The 23,154-nt window shown below is 67.0% G+C and carries 23 protein-coding genes and 2 pseudogenes; 9 read left to right on the forward strand and 16 right to left on the reverse strand.

Translation table 11 applies throughout. The features are described from left to right. Positions 1-78: 78 nt before the first annotated feature. Positions 79-834, forward strand: a complete 756-nt coding sequence (locus tag ACW17W_RS14665) for an SAM-dependent methyltransferase (protein ID WP_492077640.1) — start codon at positions 79-81, stop codon at positions 832-834. Between the two features lie 70 nt (positions 835-904). Here the strand turns inward: ACW17W_RS14665 and greA are convergent, their stop codons facing one another. Then, on the reverse strand, positions 905-1,381 hold the full coding sequence (gene greA, locus ACW17W_RS14670) for a transcription elongation factor GreA (RefSeq protein ID WP_492077641.1): 477 nt from the start codon (positions 1,379-1,381) through the stop codon (positions 905-907). A 175-nt stretch (positions 1,382-1,556) separates the two neighbouring features. On the opposite strand from greA, the gene gyrB reads away from it, so the two are divergent. After that, positions 1,557-3,974, forward strand: a complete 2,418-nt coding sequence (gene gyrB / locus ACW17W_RS14675; RefSeq protein ID WP_492077642.1) for a DNA topoisomerase (ATP-hydrolyzing) subunit B — start codon at positions 1,557-1,559, stop codon at positions 3,972-3,974. A 332-nt stretch (positions 3,975-4,306) separates the two neighbouring features. Here the strand turns inward: gyrB and ACW17W_RS14680 are convergent, their stop codons facing one another. The 5 genes and pseudogenes from ACW17W_RS14680 to ACW17W_RS14700 form a co-directional block, all read right to left on the reverse strand. After that, complete coding sequence (locus ACW17W_RS14680) at positions 4,307-4,558, reverse strand: hypothetical protein (protein ID WP_492077643.1); 252 nt, start codon at positions 4,556-4,558, stop codon at positions 4,307-4,309. 552 nt (positions 4,559-5,110) lie between these two features. Further along, positions 5,111-5,632 carry a hypothetical protein gene (locus tag ACW17W_RS14685; RefSeq protein ID WP_492077644.1) on the reverse strand — a complete coding sequence of 174 codons (522 nt, stop codon included), beginning with the start codon at positions 5,630-5,632 and terminating at the stop codon, positions 5,111-5,113. A 119-nt stretch (positions 5,633-5,751) separates the two neighbouring features. Next, a pseudogene (locus ACW17W_RS14690) lies at positions 5,752-6,486 on the reverse strand (IS1595 family transposase); the annotation flags it as partial. Positions 6,487-6,524: 38 nt separating this feature from the next. Beyond that, positions 6,525-6,704, reverse strand: a complete 180-nt coding sequence (locus ACW17W_RS14695; protein WP_492077645.1) for a hypothetical protein — start codon at positions 6,702-6,704, stop codon at positions 6,525-6,527. Beyond that, on the reverse strand, positions 6,697-6,903 hold the full coding sequence (locus ACW17W_RS14700) for a hypothetical protein (protein ID WP_492077646.1): 207 nt from the start codon (positions 6,901-6,903) through the stop codon (positions 6,697-6,699). Before ACW17W_RS14700 ends, ACW17W_RS14695 begins: the two co-directional genes overlap by 8 nt. Before the next feature lie 175 nt (positions 6,904-7,078). Here ACW17W_RS14700 and ACW17W_RS14705 point away from each other — a divergent pair, with 175 nt between their 5' ends. Next, positions 7,079-8,227, forward strand: a complete 1,149-nt coding sequence (locus ACW17W_RS14705; RefSeq protein WP_492077647.1) for a methyl-accepting chemotaxis protein — start codon at positions 7,079-7,081, stop codon at positions 8,225-8,227. Positions 8,228-8,269: 42 nt separating this feature from the next. Here ACW17W_RS14705 and ACW17W_RS14710 read toward each other — a convergent pair whose 3' ends face one another. Then, positions 8,270-8,794, reverse strand: coding sequence for a hypothetical protein (locus ACW17W_RS14710; protein ID WP_492077648.1), 525 nt, complete (start codon positions 8,792-8,794; stop codon positions 8,270-8,272). A gap of 140 nt (positions 8,795-8,934) precedes the next feature. Between ACW17W_RS14710 and ACW17W_RS14715 the strand changes: the two genes are divergently transcribed. Beyond that, positions 8,935-9,861, forward strand: coding sequence for an alpha/beta fold hydrolase (locus ACW17W_RS14715; RefSeq protein ID WP_492077649.1), 927 nt, complete (start codon positions 8,935-8,937; stop codon positions 9,859-9,861). Here ACW17W_RS14715 and ACW17W_RS14720 read toward each other — a convergent pair. Beyond that, positions 9,858-11,270 (reverse strand): terminase large subunit domain-containing protein, encoded by a 1,413-nt coding sequence (locus ACW17W_RS14720; RefSeq protein ID WP_492077650.1) that lies wholly within the window; start codon positions 11,268-11,270, stop codon positions 9,858-9,860. The genes ACW17W_RS14715 and ACW17W_RS14720 overlap by 4 nt on opposite strands. 132 nt (positions 11,271-11,402) lie before the next feature. Next, on the reverse strand, positions 11,403-12,032 hold the full coding sequence (locus ACW17W_RS14725; protein WP_492077651.1) for a hypothetical protein: 630 nt from the start codon (positions 12,030-12,032) through the stop codon (positions 11,403-11,405). Between the two features lie 226 nt (positions 12,033-12,258). On the opposite strand from ACW17W_RS14725, the gene ACW17W_RS14730 reads away from it, so the two are divergent. The 3 genes from ACW17W_RS14730 to ACW17W_RS14740 all read left to right on the forward strand — a co-directional run bounded on the left by ACW17W_RS14730 (position 12,259) and on the right by ACW17W_RS14740 (position 15,461). Then, a protein-coding gene (locus ACW17W_RS14730) for an IS3 family transposase (RefSeq protein ID WP_492076467.1) occupies positions 12,259-13,448 on the forward strand; the annotation gives its coding sequence in 2 pieces (ribosomal slippage) (positions 12,259-12,517 and positions 12,517-13,448; 1,191 coding nt in all). Positions 13,449-13,560: 112 nt separating this feature from the next. Further along, positions 13,561-14,571, forward strand: coding sequence for a hypothetical protein (locus ACW17W_RS14735; RefSeq protein ID WP_492077652.1), 1,011 nt, complete (start codon positions 13,561-13,563; stop codon positions 14,569-14,571). Next, positions 14,571-15,461, forward strand: coding sequence for a DNA adenine methylase (locus ACW17W_RS14740; protein ID WP_492077653.1), 891 nt, complete (start codon positions 14,571-14,573; stop codon positions 15,459-15,461). Before ACW17W_RS14735 ends, ACW17W_RS14740 begins: the two co-directional genes overlap by 1 nt. Positions 15,462-15,630: 169 nt before the next feature. Here ACW17W_RS14740 and groEL read toward each other — a convergent pair. The 5 genes and pseudogenes from groEL to groES form a co-directional block, all read right to left on the reverse strand. Then, positions 15,631-15,801 (reverse strand): annotated as a pseudogene (groEL, locus tag ACW17W_RS14745) (chaperonin GroEL); the annotation flags it as partial. A gap of 4 nt (positions 15,802-15,805) precedes the next feature. Beyond that, a complete protein-coding gene (locus ACW17W_RS14750) occupies positions 15,806-16,216 on the reverse strand; it encodes a type II toxin-antitoxin system VapC family toxin (protein WP_492077654.1) in 411 nt (136 codons plus the stop codon). Further along, on the reverse strand, positions 16,213-16,485 hold the full coding sequence (locus ACW17W_RS14755) for a type II toxin-antitoxin system Phd/YefM family antitoxin (RefSeq protein WP_492077655.1): 273 nt from the start codon (positions 16,483-16,485) through the stop codon (positions 16,213-16,215). Before ACW17W_RS14755 ends, ACW17W_RS14750 begins: the two co-directional genes overlap by 4 nt. Positions 16,486-16,650: 165 nt before the next feature. Continuing rightward, on the reverse strand, positions 16,651-18,300 hold the full coding sequence (gene groL / locus ACW17W_RS14760) for a chaperonin GroEL (RefSeq protein ID WP_492077656.1): 1,650 nt from the start codon (positions 18,298-18,300) through the stop codon (positions 16,651-16,653). Between the two features lie 55 nt (positions 18,301-18,355). Further along, positions 18,356-18,640: a co-chaperone GroES gene (gene groES, locus ACW17W_RS14765; RefSeq protein ID WP_271146281.1), complete on the reverse strand. Its 285-nt coding sequence runs from the start codon at positions 18,638-18,640 to the stop codon at positions 18,356-18,358. Between the two features lie 265 nt (positions 18,641-18,905). On the opposite strand from groES, the gene ACW17W_RS14770 reads away from it, so the two are divergent. Then, a complete protein-coding gene (locus ACW17W_RS14770) occupies positions 18,906-19,340 on the forward strand; it encodes a DUF2141 domain-containing protein (protein ID WP_492077657.1) in 435 nt (144 codons plus the stop codon). Here the strand turns inward: ACW17W_RS14770 and ACW17W_RS14775 are convergent. Further along, positions 19,309-20,763: a tetratricopeptide repeat protein gene (locus ACW17W_RS14775; protein WP_492077658.1), complete on the reverse strand. Its 1,455-nt coding sequence runs from the start codon at positions 20,761-20,763 to the stop codon at positions 19,309-19,311. The genes ACW17W_RS14770 and ACW17W_RS14775 overlap by 32 nt on opposite strands. A gap of 195 nt (positions 20,764-20,958) precedes the next feature. On the opposite strand from ACW17W_RS14775, the gene ACW17W_RS14780 reads away from it, so the two are divergent. Beyond that, positions 20,959-21,432, forward strand: coding sequence for a hypothetical protein (locus tag ACW17W_RS14780; protein WP_492077659.1), 474 nt, complete (start codon positions 20,959-20,961; stop codon positions 21,430-21,432). Between the two features lie 90 nt (positions 21,433-21,522). Here the strand turns inward: ACW17W_RS14780 and ACW17W_RS14785 are convergent, their stop codons facing one another. Then, a complete protein-coding gene (locus tag ACW17W_RS14785; protein WP_492077660.1) occupies positions 21,523-23,127 on the reverse strand; it encodes a tetratricopeptide repeat protein in 1,605 nt (534 codons plus the stop codon). Positions 23,128-23,154: the final 27 nt, after the last annotated feature.

Here is a 23,154-nt window from a genome sequence, read left to right on the forward strand (position 1 = left end):
CCGTCTCTAACGCATTCACTTTGTCTTGTAAAGTCATTTGTTGGCACGGAGGACGACCGTCCGATCTATGGCTGCTCCATGACCGGATCCATGACCGTCAACTTCCACCGCATCGCCTATGAGGCGCTCGAGGTCTGCAATGCGGTGGGCATGGACCGGATCGACGCGGCCGTGGCGCTGGCCGGGCCCCCGCCCGACGCCCGCGCCCTGGACATCGGCTGCGGCAACGCCTCGGTCGCCCTCCGTCTGGCCGGGCGGTTCGGGCTGAGGGTCGACGCCGTCGAACTGGACCCGGCCATGGCCGAACTGGCCGCTGAACGGATCGCCGCCTCCCCCGCCCGCGACCGCATCCTCCTGCACAACAGGCGGTCCGATGCGGTGCTGGCGGCCCATCCGCCCTTCGAACTGATCGCGGCCCTGGGAACCACCGAGCCGGTCGGCGGCGGCGTCCGCGACCCCCAGGGCATGCTGGCGGGCCTTGCCGGCCATCTGGCGCCCGGCGGCCATCTGTTGTGGGGCGACCTGGTCTGGACCGCCGAACCGCCCGCCCCCCTGCGCCAGATCGTCGAGTTGCAGAATCTGTACACGGATGATGCCGGCTGGCGCGCCGCCGCCGGGGCCGCCGGCCTGACCGTCCTGTCGGCCGAGGTTTCCGCCCCCGAGGTCTGGGACGCCTACGGCCGCACCATGCTGGACGCCGTCGCCGCCTGGACCGCCGCCCGCCCCGACCACCCCGCTGCGCCCGCCCTGACCGCCCGCGCCCGTCAGGTGCAGATGATGTTCGACTTCGGCCGGGGCTTCATGAGCTTCGGGCTTTATCTGCTGGGGAAGTAGGCCCTCCCCCACAACCTCGTCACCCTCGGGCTTGACCCGAGGGTGACGGAGTCCGCTAAAGGCGCCCCCCTCAATCCACCGCCACCACCTCGACCGCCTGCCCCGCCACCACAGCCTCATCCCCCACCCGCTTGCCGATCAGGGCCCTGGCCAGCGGCGACGCATGGCTGACGGAGCCTGCCGCCGGGTCGGCCTCGTCCTCGCCGGTGATGCGCCAGGTCTGGGTGCGGCCGTCCTCGCGTTCGATGGTCACCGAACCGCCGAACCGCACCGTCCCGTCGGCGTCGGTCTCGACCAGATGGGCGGTGGCCCGACGCGAGGACCAGTAGCGCAGATCGCGTGTCGCCCGCGCCATGGCGGTGCGATCGGCCTCGATCGACCCCTGGGCCTGCGCCCCCGCATAAGCCGCGCGAGCGGCGGCCAGCTCGGCCTCGATGGCGGCCAGGCCGGCGGCGGTGACCCAGTTGGGATGTGCGGAAATCGGGCGATCGGGAAGATCGGCGGCCGTGGCCTCCAGATCCTCCTCGCGGGTAAAGGCGACGGACATCGGCCCACCATAGACCACCACGCCCCTCCGCGCGAACCGGCCTGAAATGCTCGCAATTGCCCCGTAAATTCCTATATATTGTCGCACGTGGGCGCAGGTCCCCGGGCCCTTGATTCGTGCAGGCCTGACCCCCGCCCCTCGACCGTCCCCAAGGGGACCCAGAGCCGAAGAATTCATGACCGACGACATTGCCGAGATGCCCGAATACGGCGCTGATTCCATCAAGGTTCTCAAGGGCCTGGACGCCGTCCGAAAACGCCCGGGCATGTATATCGGCGACACCGACGACGGCTCCGGCCTGCACCACATGGTCTATGAGGTGGTCGACAACGCCATCGACGAGGCCCTGGCTGGCCACGCCGACCTGGTCCAGGTCATCCTGAACGCCGACGGCTCGGTCACCGTCACCGACAACGGCCGCGGCATCCCCACCGGCATCCACGAAGGCGAGGGCGTCTCGGCGGCCGAGGTCATCATGACCCAGCTGCACGCCGGCGGTAAGTTCGACCAGAACTCCTACAAGGTCTCCGGCGGCCTGCACGGCGTGGGCGTGTCGGTGGTCAACGCCCTGTCCGACTGGCTGGAGCTGAAAATCTATCGCGACGGCAAGAGCCACCAGATGCGGTTCGAGCGCGGCGATACGGTCAAGGCGCTGGAGATCACCGGCGACGCCCCCGTGCGTGAGGACACCGGCAAGCTGCTGAGCGGCACCGAGGTCACCTTCTATCCGTCGGTCACCACCTTCAGCCACATCGACTTCGACCTGAAGACGCTGGAACACCGGCTGCGGGAACTGGCCTTCCTGAACTCGGGCGTGGTCATCAAACTGGCCGACCATCGCGGCGCCGAGCCGGTCGAGATCCTGCTCCACTATGAGGGCGGGGTAGAGGCCTTCGTGCGTCACCTGGACAAGTCCAAGACGCCGATCCTCAAGGACGTCATCGTCATCCGCGGCAGGAAGGAGGGGATCGAACTCGACCTCGCCCTGTGGTGGAACGACAGCTATCACGAGACGATGTTGTGCTTCACCAACAACATCCCCCAGCGCGACGGCGGCACCCACCTGTCGGCCTTCCGCACCAGCCTGACCCGGGTCATGGGCGCCTATATGGAAAGCTCGGGCGCCCTGAAAAAGGAAAAGGTCGCCCCGTCCGGCGAGGACGCGCGCGAGGGCCTGACCTGCGTGCTGTCGGTCAAGGTGCCGGATCCCAAATTCAGCTCACAGACCAAGGACAAGCTGGTCTCCTCCGAGGTCCGTCCGGCGGTCGAGGGCCTGTGCACCGAGGGCCTGTCCCAGTGGTTCGAGGAACATCCGGTCGAGGCCAAACAGATCGTCGCCAAGATCATCGAGGCCGCCTCCGCCCGTGAGGCCGCGCGCAAGGCCCGCGACCTGACCCGGCGCAAGTCGGCGCTGGATATCTCCTCCCTGCCCGGCAAGCTGGCCGACTGCCAGGAACGCGACCCGGCCAAGTCCGAACTGTTCATCGTCGAGGGCGATTCCGCCGGCGGCTCGGCCAAACAGGCCCGCAACCGCGAGAACCAGGCCGTCCTGCCCCTGCGCGGCAAGATTCTGAACGTCGAGCGCGCCCGCTTCGACCGGATGCTGTCGTCGGAACTGATCGGGACGCTCATTCTGGCGCTGGGCACCGGCATCGGCCGCGACGACTTCAACGCCGACAAGCTGCGCTATCACAAGATCATCCTGATGGCCGACGCCGACGTCGACGGCGCCCACATCCGGACCCTGCTGCTGACCTTCTTCTATCGCCAGATGCCCGAGCTGATCGAGCGCGGCCACGTCTATATCGCCCAGCCGCCTCTCTATAAGGTCTCCAAGGGCAAGCAGAGCCGCTACCTCAAGGACCAGGCCGAGATGGACGCCTACCTCATCGAGGAAGGCTCGTCCGAGGCCGAACTGGATCTGGCCAACGGCGAGCGCCGCACCGGCATGGATCTGCAATCGCTGGTCCGTGAGGCCAAGGCCGTGAAGGGTCTGGTCGATCGCCTGTCCCAGCGCGCCCCGGCCTTCGCTGTCGAACAGTCGGCGCTTGCCGGTCTGTTCGCAGAGGCGGGCGGCGACCCGTCAGCCGCCGCGGCCCGTCTCAACCTCTATGCCGAGGAAGGCGACGGGGACTGGTCGGGCGCTCCGGGCCTCCAGGGCGCCGTGGTGTTCAACCGCACCCGCCGGGCGGTCAATGAGGCCATCGTGCTGGAAGAGGCCCTGATCCGCTCGCTGGACGCGCGCCGTCTGGCTGAACGGATCGCGGTGTTCGACGGCCTGTTCGACACCCCCGCCGTCTATCGCCGCAAGGACAGGTCGACGACCATTCGCGGCCCGCTCGACCTGCTGACCGCCGTCCTCGACGCGGGCAAGAAGGGTCTGGCCATCCAGCGCTACAAGGGTCTGGGCGAGATGAACCCGGAACAGCTGTGGGAGACGACCCTCGACGTCAATGCCCGCACCCTGTTGCAGGTCAAGGTCGACCACGCCGACGACGCCGACGACCTGTTCGCCAAGCTGATGGGCGACGTCGTCGAGCCGCGCCGCGAGTTCATCCAGGAAAACGCCCTCGACGCGGCGGTGGACGTCTAGGCTCCGTACCCAATAGGAAACGGTTCGTCGTTTTGCATAATGGCTTGAAAATATGAACTTTACCTTCACCGTCATCCTCGCACTTGTGGCGAGGATCCAGAAACTCCGACAACTGTCGTTTGCCCCGATGCCGATCCGCTTGCGATAGAATTGCGAAATCGGCCGCACCGGGAGTCTGGATCCTCGCCACAAGGGCGAGGATGACGGAATTAGTTTCAGCCTATTGGGTACGGACCCTAGCGCACCAGGCTTGCCCCAGGCCGCCGTCCGAGGTCACAGCCTGAAACCCCTCGCCACACGGAGGGATCATGGTGAGACAAAAGGGTAGTGTCTCAATTTGAAATCCTGGGGGGCCACTTTGCGTTCGCGAAGATGAAGAGCCCGATCAGGTTTCCAATGGGCACAAGATAGAGGAGCGCCCACCACGGGCTAAATCCGGCCTTTTTCAGAATGCCGCCAATCGGGAACATCGGAACGATGAACCAGACGATGAAGAAAAGCCAATGCCCGAGGCTGAACGCGCCCCTGTCGATCCCCCATTGAAGGATCGACGGTATCAGGCTTCGCGCTTCTTGTAAGGCCACGCTTCGCCGGGGCGAGCTTGCCGGCTTTGGACCGGCTCAAAGAGGCGCGGGGCCGATCACGTCGCGGGACATTGCAGAGGCGTGGGTGGAAGAGCGCGGGCTTAGAGCCGCCGACGGGACGCTAGTTATGATCCGTAAGCGGGTCTGGGCCTGCCTGACGACGTTGCAGCGGGGCGGTGTGATTGCCAGTGAAGGTCAGGCTGTTAGGGACTGGACATTGGGGCCGCCAGTCTCCTGACGGCCCCGGTCTCACTTATTCACGCGGGCGGCGGTACCAGCGGCGGGGGCGGCGCTTGTGGCGGCGCACATGCTCTTCCATCCCCTCGCGGAGGCGGCGGTAATCGCGGACTTGAACGGTGAAGTCGGTCGTGCCCATGGGTATTTCTCCCGGCATGGGTTGCAAAAGGGGACCGACCGTGAGAGAATTTTGGCTCTTCTGAGGGCATTAATTCGTCTCACGGGCGGGTAGATGCACGAGCGGCCCGCGTCCCCGGCAAGGGATGTTGGGCCGTTTTCGTCTGTGCTGGACGCGTCAGCGATGCGCTGGTTGGCCTAAAGGCCGTGCGAGTTGTCGTCCTCCCATGATTGAGCATCCTCTTGCGGATTTTCCGTTGGGGGTTTCGCCAGCAAGTCGATCTCTTCGTCATCATACTCGCTGAGCGTCCAGCCCAGACGACCGTGAGAGGTGAAAAGGGGCGAGTGGAAGAGCATCGCGCTCAGGTTCCCTTTCGGCTCCTTGCCGCCGATTTGCGCCCCTTGCGCGACGATGACCTCATAGATGTAGGAAGTCTTTGTAGGGGAGTATCGACCCTTGATGGCCGCTTCCGCCAGTTTCAGGGCGTGGTCCCGGTCGGGATTGGTAGAACGGTGAATACGCTTCGCTGGGGCGGCAGGGGCAAACCTGGTCGGCGTTGCGGGGGAAACCGGATCAACGCGCGCCTGAAGGACCGTTACCGGTGCTTGAGCGACCGTGGATGACCCACTTTCATATAGCGCGAGTACGCCTTCTAGCCGCTCCTGCTTTTCGCGGAGGGCGGCGATTTCGGCCCGGATTGTGGCGGCAAAATCTGACATGTGAGAATCCTGTAGAGAGACGTATGATGGCGCCTCCCACCCCACAAAGCAAATCTTCTCACACCACATGTTCCCTACATGTTCGCCTGTAGGGGCAAGCTAGGATCACAATGTCGTGGTCAAGCCTTCCGCTGCCAGTAGCCTTTCCACTGACGCGACACCGGAGCCGCCATCGCTGCGGCCACGATCAGGCTGAACTGGCCGCCATTCGACGTACGGCGGTAATCCTTGCGCCACGCCATTTCGGTCGCATAGGCGGCCAGATACTTCCCGGCGATGTGGTGGTGAATGCCGGTCTCGGCGCGGCGCAGGCGGGAGAAGAAGCTTTCCGCCATGTTCGTGCAGGCCCCGGCCAGAGAGTAGGCTTCTGAGTGGTTGATGCGGTGGGTCGCATAGCGGGCGTGCAGGGGGTCCCAATGGGAGGCTTCGTCGGCATGGACGGTTGTGCCGGTTTCGACGTTGGCGGCGACCAGAGCGACGCCCTGGGCTTCGGTGCGGGTGACGAAGGCGCGGGTCTCGCCGTCGCGCTCGCGCATTGCGATGACGACCTGACGCTTGCCCGATTGGTTTTCTGACAGGCGACGGTCGCGGCGGTTCGTCTTCTCATTGGCGGGCTTCACGTAGCCGCCGAAGTACGCACCATCGACCTCGACCACACCGGCCAGCTTTTCGGCTTCGCGCGACAGGGCGATGGCCTCACGGATTTTGTGGACCATGACAAAGGCGGTCTTGTACTGGACGTCCAGATCGCGGCTCAGTTGAAGGGCGCTGTAACCCTTCGCGCCGTTCGTGAAGATGGCGATGGCGGCGAGGATGTCGCGGATCGCCAACTTGCGGCTCGCAAAGATCGTTCCCAACGCTTCGCCGCCGCCTTTCTAGCGATCTCAGAGCGTTATTCTGGTGAAAGAGCGGCGGCGGCTCTAGCAGCGCCGCCCTTTTTGCCGCCCTCGCGGTGGTGAGCCTTGGACGCGTCGGCGTCGTCTTCAATCTCCCCAGTCGCGATCTTCCCGATCATGACGGCGAGGCCGATGGCGTCGGCGGGGCGCTTCTGTCCTTGGGGGCCTTTAGGCATCGGTCTCTCCAAAGATCGGATGGTCTCGTTGAAGGGAGATTTTCATCCGACGCTCTGCAACGTCAATCTGACGCCGCAACTCGTTCGCGGCGGCCGATATTTCAGCGTCGGTGGCGCATTCGCTGCTTAAGTGTCCGTCGCCTTGAACAGCGAAAAACTGGCCGCCTGTCACGCAGGGTTTGAATGTGATCCACTCCATGCAGCCATCATACGCGAACGGTGGTCAGAGCGCGAACACGCCGTTCGGGCCATACATTTCAAACTGAGGCACTAACGATGACGGCCCTGCGTTGCGGTGCGGTCAAGCTTCGTGCTGCACTGCAATAGCGGCCGATTCGCCTGTTGCGCATCCGGCTGGCGGGGACACCGGGACCATGCATCAGGCACAGATCACCCTGCGTCCCGAACGGATCATCGAGCTGTCGGAGCGCCTCAGCCTCGTCGCCGGTCAGAAGATCGGTGAAATCGCCTCGGTCAACCGCACCGCCAAGATGCTGTCGATCAATGCCCTGATCGTTGCCGCCCGGGCGGGCGAGGCGGGCCGGGGGTTTGCCATCGTCGCCGAGGAGTTCAAGAAGATCTCGACAGAGATCGACACCGTCGCGGCGGCCCTGGAAACCGAGGTGAGGGGCGACCTCAATGAACTGGCGGCGGTCGGTGAGGCTATCCTGGCCCAGCTTCGTGGTCACAGACTTATGGACCTGGCGCTCAACGCCATCGATATCATCGATCGCAACCTCTATGAGAGGACCTGTGATGTCCGCTGGTGGGCGACAGACTCCGCCATTGTCGACTGTGTCACAACACCGACTGACGCGGCCTCAAGCTTCGCTTCGCGGCGACTGGGTGTCATTCTGGACGCCTATACCGTCTATCTGGACCTCTGGATCTGCGATGCGTCCGGACGGATCGTCGCCAACGGACGACCTCAGCGCTACCGGTCCGTCGCCGGGGCCTCTGTCGCTGACAAGCCCTGGTTCCAGCAGGCCATGCGAACCGCGTCCGGCGATGCGTTCTCGGTCTGCGATGTGACAACCCTGCCGCTTCTGAACCATGCCCCCGTGGCCACCTTTGCGACGGCCATCAGGGAAAAGGGCCAGACGGACGGAGCCCCCCTCGGGGTGCTCGGCATCCATTTCGACTGGCAGCCTCAGGCGGCCGCTGTCCTGGCCGGTGTCCGGCTGACGGAGGAGGAGCGGCAACGCTCCCGCATCATGATCCTCGATCAGAATCACCGGATCCTGGCGTCGTCCGATGAGGTGGGCGCGCTGGACACCACCTTCCCCCTGAAAACCGGGCAGGGGCCTCTCGGCTCCTATTCCGACGGCGACCAGACGATAGGCTACGCCAGGACGCCCGGCTATGAGACCTATGGCGGCCTGGGCTGGTACGGCTGCCTCGTTCAGAAAAAAATCGAGGCTCTTCAGGACCCGGAGCCGGCGAGGGCCGCAATCCCGACCCCGGCCCCAACCCCGGCCGCGACCCCGGCCCCGGCCCCGCGCGTCAGGGCCGTCGCCTCCTGACCATCGGGGCGCCGGCCACAGCGCCCCTCTGACGCGTCTGCCCTACTTACGGCCGCCGTCCACCCAGGCCATGATGGTGGGCCAGGTCGGGGCGGGGGCCCGTTCGCCGTCACAGACGATCCCGGCCAGGAAGCCGTCGCGGGAACTGTCGCCATAGGCGTCCCAGGGCGAGGGATCTTCATAGCGGTCGCCCGGAGCGCCGTCCGGGCCGTATTCGGTTTCGATCGTCGAGCGCGACTGTTTGTCCGCGCATCGGAACTCCACCACCTCCCGGGCATGGGAATAGTCGCCGGGGGCGCCCTGCAGCGGCGGCTTGGCGATGGTCACGCGGGTGATGTCGCCCTCGACCGTCAGGCTGTTCACATCGGCCATATAGATGCGGACCGTGCTGCGCGAGAACGGGTGCCAGTCCTGGGCGCCGGCCGGCGTCTCAACCGGCGTCTCAACCGGCGTCGCGGGCGCCGGGGCGTCCTGCGCCGTCGCCGCCCCGCCCGACAGGGCGAGGGCCAGGGTCAGGGTCAGGGCGAACAGGCCGCTCGCTCCCGCCGTCAGACGTATATCTCTCATATCGATCCTCCCCAGGAACAGATGACAGGGTTGTAACATTTGCGCGTGCAGGGGCGGCTGACAAGCGGCTTGTCGCCGCCGCGCGCCCGACGGCCACGACAGGCTGAACTTCCGCCATGATCCCCGGTCAGGAATGGACCATGCACCGCCGTCGCCTTCTCGCCGCCGCCCTCGGCCTGCCGATCCTGCCCCCGGTCGCCGCCGCCGCCGTCGCCCCGCCGCCGTCAGGCCCCTTCCGCTCCGACCGGATCGTGGTCGAGGCTCGCGGTCCCGCCCGGCCCGGCCCCGCCCGACCCGGCGCCGGCGACGTCATCCTGATCCCCGGCATCGCCTCGACGGGCGAGATCTGGCGCGGCGCCGCCGGGCGGCTGGACGACCGCCGCCGGGTGCATGTCGTCAGCGTGCGCGGCTTCGGCGCCCTTCCCGCCGGGGCCAATGGCTCGGGCCGGGTGATCGACCCGGTCGCCGCCGAGATCCGCCGCTATATCGCCGAGACCCGCCTGACCCGCCCCGCCCTGATCGGCCATTCGATGGGCGGCCTGATCGCCCTGAAGGCCGCCGCCGACGCCGGCGACCGGATCGGCCGGGTCATGGTGGTGGACGGCGCCCCCTTCTTCCCCGCCCTGATCAGCCCCCGCGCCCGGGTCGCCGATGTCGAGCCCGTCGCCCGGGTCGGCTACCAGGCCCTGATGCTGCTGGGCGACCAGGCCCTGCGCGACGGCGGGGCGGCGCTCGGCCTGCGGCTGGGCGGGGCCGGCGACACCCTGTTCGACGCCATCGGCTGGCAGGGCGGCGACCGCGCCACCCTGGCCCAGTCCCTGTACGAGGTCATGACCCTGGACCTGCGCCCGCGCCTGCCCGCCGTCACCGCCCCGGTCACCGTGGTCTATGGCTGGAGCGCCGACGACGCCTCGCCCCGCGCCCATGTCGACGGCCTGTTCCGCCAGAGCTTCGCCGGCCTGCGCGCCCCCGCCCGGTTCGAACGCATCGAGGGCGCCGAACACATGGTCATGATCGACCGCCCCGCCCCCTTCATGGCCGCCGTGGCGCGGTTTCTGGGGGACTAGACCGCCCGGATCCGGGGCCCGCCGCCGCGCCCCAGCATCAGTTCGCTGATCGCCCAGACCAGGGCGTCCGCCCGGTCGGGACTGCCCCCGCTCCCGTCTTCCGCCCCCAGCCCCATCAACTCCTCCTCCAGCGCCGTCAGCCCGCCCGCATGCGCCACCCGCCCCTGTTCGTACAGGGCCGCCACCGGCTCGGCCCGCGCCGCCTTGCCCAGCACGGCGTGGACCCGTTTCACCGGCGTCTCCAGCCCCGAGGCCCTCAGCACCGCCTCGGCCATGGCCCCGCCCTGGTTGGCCTCGACCACCACCAGCCCCGCCCCGTGCGCCTCCGCCGTGGCCCGCACCCGCGCGGCCCAGCCCTCGGGCGACAGGCCCCGCACCGTCCGGTCGTCGATGACCAGGGCCCGCCGCCCCATCCCGGACCCGCACACCCCCGTTCCACTGGCCCCCGTTCCACTGACCCCCGCCACCACGATCCCGCACGCATCCCTCGGCCGCCCCGACAGGGTCCCGGCCGGCGGATCGACCGCCACGACCACCCGCCCGCAATCCCCGCGCCACTCCCGGCCCAGCCCCCGCGCCCGCTCGATATCCTCCGCCCGGAACAGCGCGCCCTCGGCCTCCAGCACCCGCCCCTCCAGCTCCTGCGCCGCCCGCCGGGTCCCGCCGTACAGGGCCTGCATCGTCGCCAGAAACCCGGGCGCCAGATTCGCCGCATTCGCCCCCGTCGGCGCATGGGTCCTGACCAGCCCCGCCTCCCCCAGCAGATCCCGCAAGACCCGCGTCGGCTTCGGCGTGGAGGTAAGACACAGCCTCGGCGTCCACGCGCACCTCTCCTCCCCATCCGCTTGGGATGGGGAGGTGGCGCGGCGCGCCTTCGCGCCGTGACGGAGGGGTTCTTCCGCGCTCAAGCAGCGAGCGACCGCGTCGCGAGCGTTAGCGCCCCCGGCGAGGCGCAAGCCGAGCCTGAGCATGGCCAGCGTCTCCGCCCCCCGCCCCCACGCGCATAATTCATCCCCCCAGGCCGCATGGAACTGCGGCCCCCGCAGCCGTTCCGGCTCCTCGGCCGAGAACAGCATCCCGATCGCCCCGCCCGGAAACACCACCCGCCGCAACGACGGCTCGAACCGCAGGCCGGAGCGAAACGGCAGGTTCATCACCCCGCTCGGCCCCTCCACCATCACCGACCGCACGTCATGCAGCGTCGCCCCGACCAGGGCGATCCGCCCCCCGGCGCCCAAATCCTCGGCGACCTCCCACACCCACTCCGCCCCCGCCCGCGTCTTGCCCGCCCCGCGCCCGCCCAGAAACAGCCAGGTGGTCCAGTCCCCGCCCCCCGGACAGGTTCTGGGCGCCCTCTGCGCCGGATGCGCCGCCATCCGCCACGCCCCCCGCGCGACGAAGGCGCGCACAAACCTCTCCTCCCCATCGCCGGCTGGCGATGGGGTCGACGAACGAGCGCCGGAGGCGATCGGAGGAGGGGCGCGGCGCCCCTTGGCGCCGTGACGGAGGGGTTCTTGCCGCACGCGCATCGGCCGACATCTTCACCCCTCCTCCCCCGCCTCCAGCCGCTCCAGCACAAAGGCCAGCGCCGCCGCATCCTGCGGCGAGGGCGCCCGCGCCCCGTCCTCCCCGTCCCCCTCGCCCTCCAGCATCCGCGCCAGCTTCAGGAATTCCTGCGCCAGACGCGGGTCGCCCCTCTCCATCGCCGCCACAGCCCCGGCCCGGGCCGCCGGCGCCGCCCGCCCCAGATCGACCGCCTCCGCCAGGTCCCCCTCGCCCGCCTCCCGGATCGCCGCCTGCACCGCGTCCCGCCCCGCCGCAGTCCTGTCCGCCCCCGCCCGCATCGCCGCCCGCGTCTCCTCCGCCAGGCGCGCTTCGTCCTCCACCTCGTCCCAGGCCGCGTCCGCCTTCAGGGCGATGTCCTTTTTGCGCCAGCCGCCGGCCCTGGCCCGCGCGCCGATGGTCCGCACCGCCGGCCCGTATTTGACCGACAGCCATTCCGCCGTCGCCCCGGCCGAGAACTCGATCTCGATCCGTTTCCAGACCCGTTCCCCGGCCACGAAATACCCGGTCCGATGCCGCCTCTGCCCCTCCGGCCCCGGATCCTCGCTCCGGTGAGAGGCGACCACAGAGCGCCTGAGACGCCCGCCCGTCTGTGCTGTGTTTTCCATCCCCCCATTATCAGGGCCCCGCAGGCCAAGGCGGGTTCGCGCCCCTCATTTTCCCGCAAGTCCTTGAAAAGGCGCAGGTCGAGGTGCGGACATTGCGCGAACAGCCGCCCGATCCCCATCATTTTTGCGGTGTTTGCGGTTCAGGGCCGGGGGAGATTGCCGTTGACGTGACCCCCTGAAACTCCTCCAGGAATAGCTAGAGTCCGCCCCTCGAAAGGACGGACAGATGAAGCGATCACGGTTCACGGAAGAGCAGATCATCGGGATCCTGCGTGAGCAGGAGGCGGGCGTTGCGACGGCAGAGGTCTGCCGGCGTCACGGTGTCAGCTCGGCGACCTTCTACAAGTGGAAGGCCAAGTTCGGCGGCATGGACGTGTCGGAGGCCCGGCGTCTGAAGGCGCTGGAGGACGAGAACACCAAGCTGAAGCGGATGCTGGCGGACGCGATGCTCGACAACGTCGCGCTGAAGGACCTGCTTGGAAAAAAGTGGTGACGCCCGCTGCGCATCGAGAAGCGGCGGCGCATCTGCAGTCGTTCTACGAGATGAGCGAGCGGCGGGCGTGCCGGGTGCTGGGCACCGATCGGGCAAGCGTGCGGTATCAGGCCACGCGGCCGGATGACGGCGTCCTGCGGGATCGATTGAAGGCCTTGGCGCAGGAGCGCCGGAGGTTCGGCTATCGACGTCTGCACGTGATGCTTCGACGCGAGGGCCATGCGGTGAACCGCAAGCGGGTCCAGAGGATCTATCGGGAGGAGAGGTTGACGGTGCGCAGGCGCGGCGGCCGAAAGCGGGCCATGGGCACGCGACGTCCGCTGGAAACGCCGTTGGTTGCCAACCAACGCTGGTCGCTAGACTTCGTGTCCGACCAGCTCACCGACGGCAGGCGCTTCCGCATCCTGACGGTGATCGACAACTGCACCCGCGAGTGCCTGGCGCTGGTGGCCGATACCTCGCTGTCGGGCGCACGGGTCGCGCGTGAGCTAGACATCATCATCCAGCAGCGCGGGCGTCCGGAGACCATCGTCAGCGACAACGGCACGGAGTTAACCTCGAACGCCATACTGGCCTGGGCTGACGATGCGGCGGTCGGCTGGCATTACATCGCGCCGGGCAAGCCCCAGCAGAACGGCTTCAACGAGAGCTTCAACGGCCGCCTACGCGACGAGCTGTTGAACGAGACGCTGTTCCGCTCCCTGCCGCATGCCCGGGTCGTGCTGGAAGCCTGGCGGCGCGACTACAACGAAACCCGGCCTCACTCGAAGCTGGGGTGGCTGACGCCGCAGGCCTACGCCGATGCGCTCACCGGACAGATCGGCCGGCCTGCTGCGCGAGTTGAAAGCTGCGCAGACCGGCCTCTTGCCAACCCCACCAACCCCGGCTCAGATCAACCAAGGACTCTCGTTATGGCTGGATGAGAAACGGGGGTCACGTCACTGGAGCTATTTGGGACGCGCTTTCGCTTGCGTCCTCACCGGCGACACCCACCGCGCCTTGCACCTAGCTTATTATGCGGAACTTCGAGCCGGCATGTCCTTGCTGGCGAGTACCGGCATTGGAATTTTCAACACGCGCCATTTCGTCGTTCCGGCGGCAAATAACGTCACAAAACTCAATACCGGCTTTGGCACTCACGTCGCGGCGTGGCTTGCACTCGAACAATGGGCGCAACAGCCGACGTCTGGCGCGCTATTCACGAGCCTAGTTCGGCCGGAAGGACGACCTCTAGAAGATTGGTTCCAACCGCAAGGAGGAGCCGCCACTTTGGCCCCTCAAGCCCGAACTTGGTTCATGCAATGGGGCATGGATCTAGGGTTGGCGTCTAAAGATCGAGATGCGCGCAACGAGTCCAGCTATCGGCCTGACGGCATTCCGGCAACATGGGGTTCGTCTTCAAAGGATTGCCTAGAGTTTGTGAGGGATACTTGGAGCGCCCTTGAGCCAAGTTCCACGTCGAGTTTTGAGCAGATCGACAGGCACATCTTGCGTCTGGCCTTGGAGCGGCATTTTCTTGGTTTGACGGGTAGGGCCGCGTCCGCAGCAGATCCCGCGTTCGTTGCGTTAATAGACTCGTCGGTCGATGCTCAAAGCCTCGCGGACGCTACATCTGCTAGGCTAAAGGGTTTTCTCCTTCGCCAGACTGCGCCAACTGATCCGTTGATTTTTACGTACTCGACAATGCCGCCAGGAACTCCCGCGACGGACACCTTCGCAGTCCTCTCGCGTGCGGTGTTGTTGCTAAGGGTCGCGACCGGATCAGCCCATGACCTTCTCCAAGGCGTCGGGATAGGAACGACCGCCCTTTCCTTCTGGTGGCAAAAACTTGGAGAGTCTCGCGGGCTTTGGGAACCGGGCTCTCCACCTACGACCCTGACTGATTTGTGGGCTGACATCGAGGAATCGCTGAACGACCTTTCTGCGGTCGAGGCAGGTGACCCTGGCGCGTTCGAGTCGGTCAATCGCATGACCTTCGGAACTGAGCTACGCTTGAGCGTACTTTCGAGTCACGAGCGGGTAGGATTGTGGGGGCTATGCCCTTGATGAGCGATATCGACCTTTCCGAAGATGGCTCGACCACGGATAAGCGGCTCGCGCCTTTTTTGAAGTGGGCCGGCGGCAAGCGCTGGTTCGTGAACCGCTGCCTTCACATGGTCCCGCGAGAGTTCGAGAGGTACGTCGAACCCTTCCTTGGCAGCGGCGCGATGTATTTTGCGTTGCGGCCGCAGAGAGCGATCCTCTCGGACCTCAACTCGGATCTGATCGCTTGCTATCAGGCCATTCGCTTGTTTCCTGAGGCAATTGTGGCCCTGCTCGCGGTCCACCAAGAGCAACATTGCGAAGAACATTATTATCGCACGAGGGCCGAAAAGCCAACTGACCCAATAGAACGGGCAGCATGGCTAATCTATTTGAATCGAACCTGCTGGAACGGACTCTACCGCGTAAATCGAAAGAACGAGTTCAATGTCCCCATTGGAACCAAAACCATGGTGACTCTTCCAACCGATGATTTTTCATCAATGAGTCGAATGCTCCGGCCTGCCGAAATTCTGAATCAGGACTTCGAAGCGACCCTAGATGCCGCTGGTTCTGGTGATTTTGTATTCGTAGATCCGCCCTACACAGTGAAACACAATCTCAATGGATTTCTGAAGTATAACGATAAAATATTCACTTGGGCTGATCAGCTACGGCTTCGTGATTCTGTCATCCGCGCGGCCGCACGCGGTGCAATGGTTTTAGTGACCAACGCTAATCATCAATCTATCCGAGAAATCTATGAGGGCGTTGGTACTCAAGAGGTATTTGAACGCGCTAGTGTTCTTTCCGGAAGTGCTGAACATCGGGTGCAAACAGAAGAGCTGATAGTCCGCACATGGGTGAAGGGACCGCCTTCGCCGCCACAGAAAGCCTCGCGCCGGGTCATTTGATAGGCGCTACAATGGCCGATACGAAAACGCGTCGCTGATGTCGTGTCGCTCAAATAGAAAAAAAGGCGGGCCCGTTTCCGGACCCGCCCTCTTCATGTCAGCCAGTGGCTGAGCTCTGGACCCCGGTCTGCGCCGGGGCGTCCGGGCGGCGCGAGCGCCGCCCTTCCGCTTAGAAGTCCATCCCGCCCATGCCGCCCATGCCGCCGCCCATCCCGCCGCCGCCGGCCCCGCCGCCGCCGCCCTTCCTGGGGGCGGCGGCCACGGCCGCTTCGGTCGCAGTCAGGATCGAGGCTGCCGAGGCGGCGTCGGTCAGGGCGGTGCGGACCCGCCCGGGTGGATCCCCCTCACGCCATCCTGACCCCTTCGGCCTCCGCCGCCCGGCGCAGGTCGCGGTCGAAGGTCGCCAGCGGCAGGTTCAGCCTCAGCGCCAGCTCCAGATAGAGGGCGTCATAGAGGGTCAGGCCGTGGCGAACGGCCAGGGGATAGGCGGCGCGCCAGACGGTGTCGAACCCGGTGGCGTCGATGTCGAACGACAGGACCGCGATGGACTGCCGGGCTTCGCGGGCCTGTTCCGGGGTGATGCGACGACGGCGCTCGGATGTCAGCACGACATTGGCGATCTCGGCCGGGAAATGAAATGGCGCCGCCATCGACCCCTGCGATCCCGCGACCAGCAGGCGCTCGCCCTCGGGGTCTTCTTCGTCCGGCAGCGACCAGCAGCCGACCACCGAAGCGTCGACCACAAAGAGGCTCAACGCTGGCCTTCCTGCTTCCAGGCCTTGATCTCGGCCTGGGTGATCGGACCTCCGGTGGCGCGGATGTCCTCGCGCAGCGCGCGGAACCGCTCGACGATGGCATCCACCTCCTCTGGCGTCCGCCCCGGCGGGGTCGCCGGTTCCGGCGGGGCGATGCGCGCGACGATGCGGCCATGGCGGGTGACGATGGTCTCCTCGCCCCGTTCGGCGCGGTCGATCAGTTCGGAGAAGCGGCTTCTGGCGTCGAGGACGCCCAGGGTGGCGGTCATGGCCGGCGAAGTCCTGCGCAGAATTCTGGTCAGACTATATCACGGCCGTCGTATGCGAAAAAGGGCGGAGCCTTGCGGCCCCGCCCTTCCGTTCGTTCAGCCTGTCCCCGGCCCGGACTTGCGACTTGCGCCGCGCCCTGGCCGGGGATGACGGGACGGTATGGATCAGAAGTCCATGCCGCCCATGCCGCCCATGCCGCCGCCCATGTCGGGGGCGCCGCCGCCGTTGCCCTTCTTGGGGGCGTCGGCCACGGCCGCTTCGGTCGTGATCAGGATCGAGGCCACCGAGGCGGCGTCGGTCAGGGCGGTGCGGACCACCTTGGCCGGGTCGATCACGCCCATGGCGACCAGGTCGCCGTACTCTTCCGTCTGGGCGTTGAAGCCGAAGGTGGGCGAGCTGTTTTCCAGCACCTTGCCGACCACGATCGAGCCTTCGACGCCGGCGTTCTCGACGATCTGACGGATCGGGGCCTGGATGGCGCGACGGATGATGGCGATGCCGGCGGTCTGGTCGGCGTTATCGCCTTGCAGGCCTTCCAGCGCCTTGGTCGCCTTCAGCAGGGCGATGCCGCCGCCGGGGACGATGCCTTCTTCAACCGCGGCGCGGGTGGCGTTCAGGGCGTCGTCGACGCGGTCCTTCTTCTCCTTGACCTCGACCTCGGTCGAGCCGCCGACGCGGATGACGGCCACGCCGCCGGCCAGTTTGGCCAGACGTTCCTGCAGCTTTTCCTTGTCATAGTCCGAGGTGGTGTCCTCGATCTGGCGCTTGATCTGGCCGATGCGGGCCTCGATCTCGTCCTTGCCGCCGACGCCGTCCACGATGGTGGTGTCGTCCTTGGTGATGGTGACCTTCTTGGCCTTGCCCAGCATGTCGAGGGTGACGTTCTCGAGCTTGATGCCCAGGTCTTCACTGATGACCTGGCCGCCGGTCAGGACGGCGATGTCTTCCAGCATGGCCTTGCGGCGGTCGCCGAAGCCCGGGGCCTTGACGGCGGCGACGCGCAGGCCGCCCCGCAGCTTGTTGACGACGAGCGTGGCCAGGGCCTCGCCCTCGATGTCCTCGGCGATGATCAGCAGGGGACGACCCGACTGGACCACGGCTTCCAGGATCGGCAGCATGGCCTGCAGCGAGGTCAGCTTCTTCTCGAACAGCAGGATGAGGGGTTCCTCGAGCTGAACCTCCATCTTGTCGGCGTTGGTGATGAAGTAGGGCGACAGATAGCCGCGGTCGAACTGCATGCCCTCGACGACGTCCAGCTCGGTCTCGGCGGTCTTGGCCTCTTCAACCGTGATGACGCCCTCGTTGCCGACCTTGTCCATGGCCTTGGCGATCATCTCGCCGACTTCGGCGTCGCCATTGGCCGAGATGGTGCCGACCTGGGCGATCTCGGAGTTGTTCTCGACCTTCTTGGCCGAGGCCTTGATGTCGGCGAGGACGGCCGTGACGGCCTTGTCGATGCCGCGCTTCAGATCCATCGGGTTCATGCCGGCGGCCACGGCCTTGAGGCCTTCCTGCACGATGGATTGCGCCAGGACGGTGGCGGTGGTGGTGCCGTCGCCCGCCTTGTCATTCGTCTTCGAAGCGACTTCGCGGATCATCTGGGCGCCCATGTTCTCGAAGGCGTCCTCGAGCTCGATTTCCTTCGCCACGGACACGCCGTCCTTGGTCGAGCGCGGGGCGCCGAAGGACTTCTGGATCACGACGTTGCGGCCCTTGGGACCCAGGGTCACCTTGACGGCATTGGCGAGGACGTTGACGCCGCGCAGCATCTTGTCGCGCGCATCGGTGTTGAACTGTACGATCTTGGCAGCCATTGAGGGCAGCTCCTAAATATTGATTTCGTTGAGGAAGGTCGAAACGTGAGGGGGCTTACAGCACGCCCAGAACGTCGGATTCCTTCATGATGATCAGGTCTTCGCCTTCCAGCTTGACCTCGGTGCCCGACCATTTGCCGAACAGGATGCGATCGCCGGCTTTCAGTTCCAGGGCATTGACGACGCCCTTGTCGTCACGGACGCCGGGGCCGACCGCAATCACTTCGCCTTCCTGGGGCTTTTCCTTGGCCGTGTCGGGGATGATGATCCCGCCCTTGGTCTTCGATTCTTCTTCAACGCGCTTGACCAGCACGCGATCGCCGAGGGGACGAAACGCCATCTGTGTATTCTCCGATTGAGACTTCAAAAGTTTCCTCGCTCGCGCCCGGGGTTGGCATTTTGGCAGCCAACGCCTGCGAGTGCTAACGCGCCGTGGAAGTAGGGACCGGGGCGACAGGCGTCAAGCTCGGCCCGTCGATCCGCGCGTGTGAATTTTCGGCGACAACGCTCGGGTGGGCACCCCACTGAAGCTGCATTGACGCAGTGTGCTTTATGTTGCAAAGTTCACTGCAGGCAGCAACCCCGCTGCATCATCGGAGACCGATATGACCCGCCTTTCCCTTTCCGCCGCTCTCGCCGCCCTGTCACTCGCCGCCGCCGCCCCGGCCATGGCGACCGACGTCACCCTGACGTTGGACGGCATTCAGGCGCGTGGCGGCCGCCTGCTGATCGGCCTGCAATCCCGCGACCAGTTTCTGAAGAACGAGGGAGCCTATGGCGAGGTCATCGCCGATCCGGCGGCCGGAACCCGCACTGTGACCTTCCGCAATGTCGCGCCAGGGGAATATTCGGTGTCCGTCCTGCATGACGTCGACAACGACAGCGTCATGAAAATCCAGGGCGGCATGCCCGCCGAAGGCCGGACGATGCTGAAGGCTGAAACCCTTCGCGCCGCCCCCCTGTTCGACCAGGTGAGCTTCGCCGTACCCGCCACGGGCGCCGTCAGCCTCAGGGCGTCAATGCTTTATCCGGCGCAATAGCCGCCGGAGCCGGAGACGGTTCGAGCGCCGCCAGCCGCCAGCTGGCCTCGACCCGGCGCTCGAACAGCGGCCCGGCGCCCCGGACGGTCGTGCGCCAGTCCCGGCCGTCCGCCGACCGCGCGATTAACTGGCCCAGGGCGGTGCGAAGCTCTCCCAGGGCCTCGCCGGGCCGGTCTCGTTGCAACAGGAAGGCGGCATAGACGTCGGCGCCTTTCAGGGCCTCGGGGTGGGCGGGCGCCAGCCGGTCGGCGGTGATCGCCCGGACCCGCCGGTAGTTGGCCTCCGCCTCGTCAGGCCGCCGCAGCGCCGCCAGCGTCAGGGCATAGCCGCTCAGGGTCTCCACCAGGTCGGGACTGTTGCTCCCCTTGCCCTTTTCCAGCAGGTCCAGCCCCCGGGCGAAGGCCGGCTCCGCCTCGGCCAACCGGTTCTGGTCCATCAGGGCGAAGCCGATGTTGGCGTGCAACACCCCCACGAAGGCGTGCTCAGGTCCGACGATCTGCAGGACCAGCGGCAGCGCTCGCCGGAACTGGGTCTCGGACTTTCGCCCGTCGCCCTGGGTATGCAGGTACCAGCCATAGTTGTTCAGGCACTGCGCCAGCAGCACCTTGTCGCCCGCCACCTCGGCGATAGCCACGGAACGCCGGTACAGGGCGTTGGCCTGCCGGCCGCGCCCGGTCCGCCGCAGACTGTTGCCCAGATTGGACAGCACGATCGCGACGCGGGAATGTTTGGGGCCATAGAGCACCTCGTACATGCCCAGCACCTGCCGGTAGGCGGGATCGGCCTCGGCGTGCCGTCCCTGGGCGGTCAGGGCGTTGGCATAGAGGTTGAGGGAATCCGCCGTCTTCTCATTCACCTGACCCAGATGGGCGCGCCGCAGAAGATAGCTTTCGCGGGCCGCCGCTTCGGCCTGTTCGTTCCGCCCCTGGGCGTCGAAGGCTCGGGCCTGGTCGTAGATCAGGCTGGCCATTTCAACCGGATCCGGGTCTGGTCCCGACCGCCGGATCGCCAGCGCCCGGTCGACATCGGCATGGGCGGCCGGATAATCGCCCGCCTCGAAATTCAGCCGCGAGCGGACGCCCAGAGCCCGGGACAGGGCCAGTTGCGGTGTCGCGCCATCCTGTTCGGCCAGGGCGACGGCCGCATCCAGCGTGCGGCGCGCGCCCGGCAGGTCTTCCTCCGCGAACCGTCGTCGCGCTGCCGCGATCAGGGCGTCGGCCGCCGCCGCCGGATCGGCATTTGCGACGGCAATCGACGCGATTTCCGCCTCTACAGACGCGGCAGGCTCCGTCTGGATTGCGGGCGGCGTCGGGAGGGTCGAGAGCGGCATGGCGATGGCGGGCGTCAGGGGCAGGGCCGCCATGGCCAGGCCGGCCAGGACCACCGCCCCCTGCTTCCCCTTGCGCACGCCTGCCGCCATCATGCCGTTTCTCCCGTTCCGACCGTAGGAGCGGGGCGTCGCGGCGGCAAGTGCGACACTCGGCTGCGAACTCGGCCAAGCCCCGCGCGATGAACGGGCGATGAACACGGCCCTCGCAGCCCGTTCAGCCGGGGATAGCTACACCTCTACCCATCGGACCGGCGCATCGCCGTCACCCTGTCGCCAAAGGAGACAGCCATGAAGACATTCTCGAAAACCGCAGCCGCTGCTGCTGTCGTTCCGGCCCTGGCCCTCGGCCTGATGGCCGCCAGCCCCGCCGATGCCCAGAGCCGCTACCGCGACAACGATCGTCGCGACGATACGGCCCAGAACGCCATCCTCGGCGCCGTGGTCGGCGGCCTCGCCGGCGCCCTGCTGGGCAATGGCGACGGCTCCTATGTCGCGGGCGGCGCCCTCGCTGGCGCGGCCCTGGGCGCCTCGGCCTCCAATCGCGGTTCGGGTTGCGAATACTATCGCGGCGGTCGCTGCTATCGCAATCAGGGCCACTGGGAACGCGACCACGGCATCAACAGCCGCCAGTCGAGCTACAGCTACAGCTACGACAACCGCGGCTATGATCCCCGCTACACGTCCGGCCGCTATGAGCGCCGCGACGACCGCCGGGACTACCGGGATGACCGCCGCGACTATCGTCACGAGCGTCGCTGGTAGTCAGCGCACGGACAGGCGGATCAGCGCACTGAACCCTGAGGCGGGCGTCCGGACACGGACGCCCGTCTTTTCTACGCCTGCTGTGAAGCCCTATCCCCCGGCCGCCGGCCAGGACGCCCGCCAGGCCGCCGCGACCTGAAGCCGGAACAGACGCCGGTCGCGGTCCAGTTCGCGGCGCGCATCCCCGCCCAGACCCCTGTCCGGTCGGGCGCCGGTCCGGTCCAGAACGTCGCCGCCGACCCGCCGCAGCAGGGGCAGGGCCTCGCCCGCCCGATCGGTCTCCAACAGCAGCTTGGCCAGATCCCCGGCCTGTCGCGTGATCTCGGGATGGCCCGGCGGACGCCGCGCCTCGCTGAGGGACAGGGCCTCGCGGAACAGGGCCTCCGCCTCGGCGGCCGAGCCGGTGGCCGCAATAGAACGGGCCATGGCGTTCAGGGCCCAGCTCACGGTCGCATGGCTGCGTCCCAGCGTCCTTTCATACCGGGCCAGGGCATCGCGGAAGATCGACACGGCCTCGGCGTCGCGTCCCTGGGATTGGAGTTCCCCCGCCAGATTAGTCCAGGCCGAGGCGCCGTCCGGGTCGTTCTTTCCCCATAGCCGGTCATAGGTTTCGGCCGCCTGCCGCAGCAGCCGCTCGGCCTCTTCGTGCCGGTCCTGCTGGTGCAGATTCCAGCCCAGATTGCTGACATAGGCCGCCGACCGCGCGGGCTCGGGGTTCATGGCCAGGGCTCGGCGGTACAGGAATTCAGCGTCCTCCAGCCGCCCCTGAAGATCGCGCACAATGGCCAGATCATTGAGGGTTCCGGCCAGATCCTGACGCGCCGCGTCGCCCAAGGCTTCGAGCAGGCGCACCGCCTCGGTCTGGGCCAGGGCGGCCCCGGCATAGTCGCCCTGCTGATGGCGCGCCGTGCCGATGATGTTGAAGATGCGTGCTCGTTCCAGGGCGCCTGCGTCGGGCGGCAGGCGGTCCAGCGCCTGCTGGGCCCCGGCTTCGGCCTCAGCGTACCGGCCGGCCATCGACAGGATCTCGCCGCGTCCCAAAAGGCTCAATCGTTCAACCGCCGCGTCGCCGCTGGCCGCCGCCAGTTCCAGCGCCGTATTGGCTGCATGATCCGCCTCGGCGAACCGGCCGGCCCGGGCGCGGGCATAGGCCAGGGCTCCGGCTGCGGCGGCGGCCCCGACACGGTCGCCCGAGGCCTGACGCCGCCTGAGGACCGTCAGGAACAGGGGCGCGGGATCGGCCCGCCCGGCCTGCCGCAGATGGCCGAGCGCCATCATGGCGGTCAGGGTGTCGGGATGGTCGTCACCGTCCCGGTTTCGCCGGATCGTCAGGGCCTCGGCCCGCAACGGGTCCGCACCGGCGCGGTTCTGAAGCTGTTCCCGGGCCGCCGCCAGATTCTCGAGCGCGACCAGCAGGAAATCCGGTTGCACCGGGTTCCGGGCCCGCTGCTGTTTCAGCGCGGCGATGAATTCCCGCTCCGCCCGCGCCCAGTCTCCGGCCTGAAAGGCGGCCACGCCCCGGTTCGTCGCATTCTGCGGCCGCATCGCCGGGGCGGCGGCCTGTAGTGCGCCCGACGCCGCCCCGGCCTGGGCGCCCGTCGCCGACAACAGGGCGGCGACGATCGGGGCGGCGGCGATCAGCACGATGCGTCGACCCGTCGCGTGTCTTCCCCCCCTGTCGAACGTCTGCGCCATGGCGCGAGCCTAGGGCCGGGGGACCGG

Source organism: Brevundimonas sp. FV1ye29L, assembly GCF_058681095.1.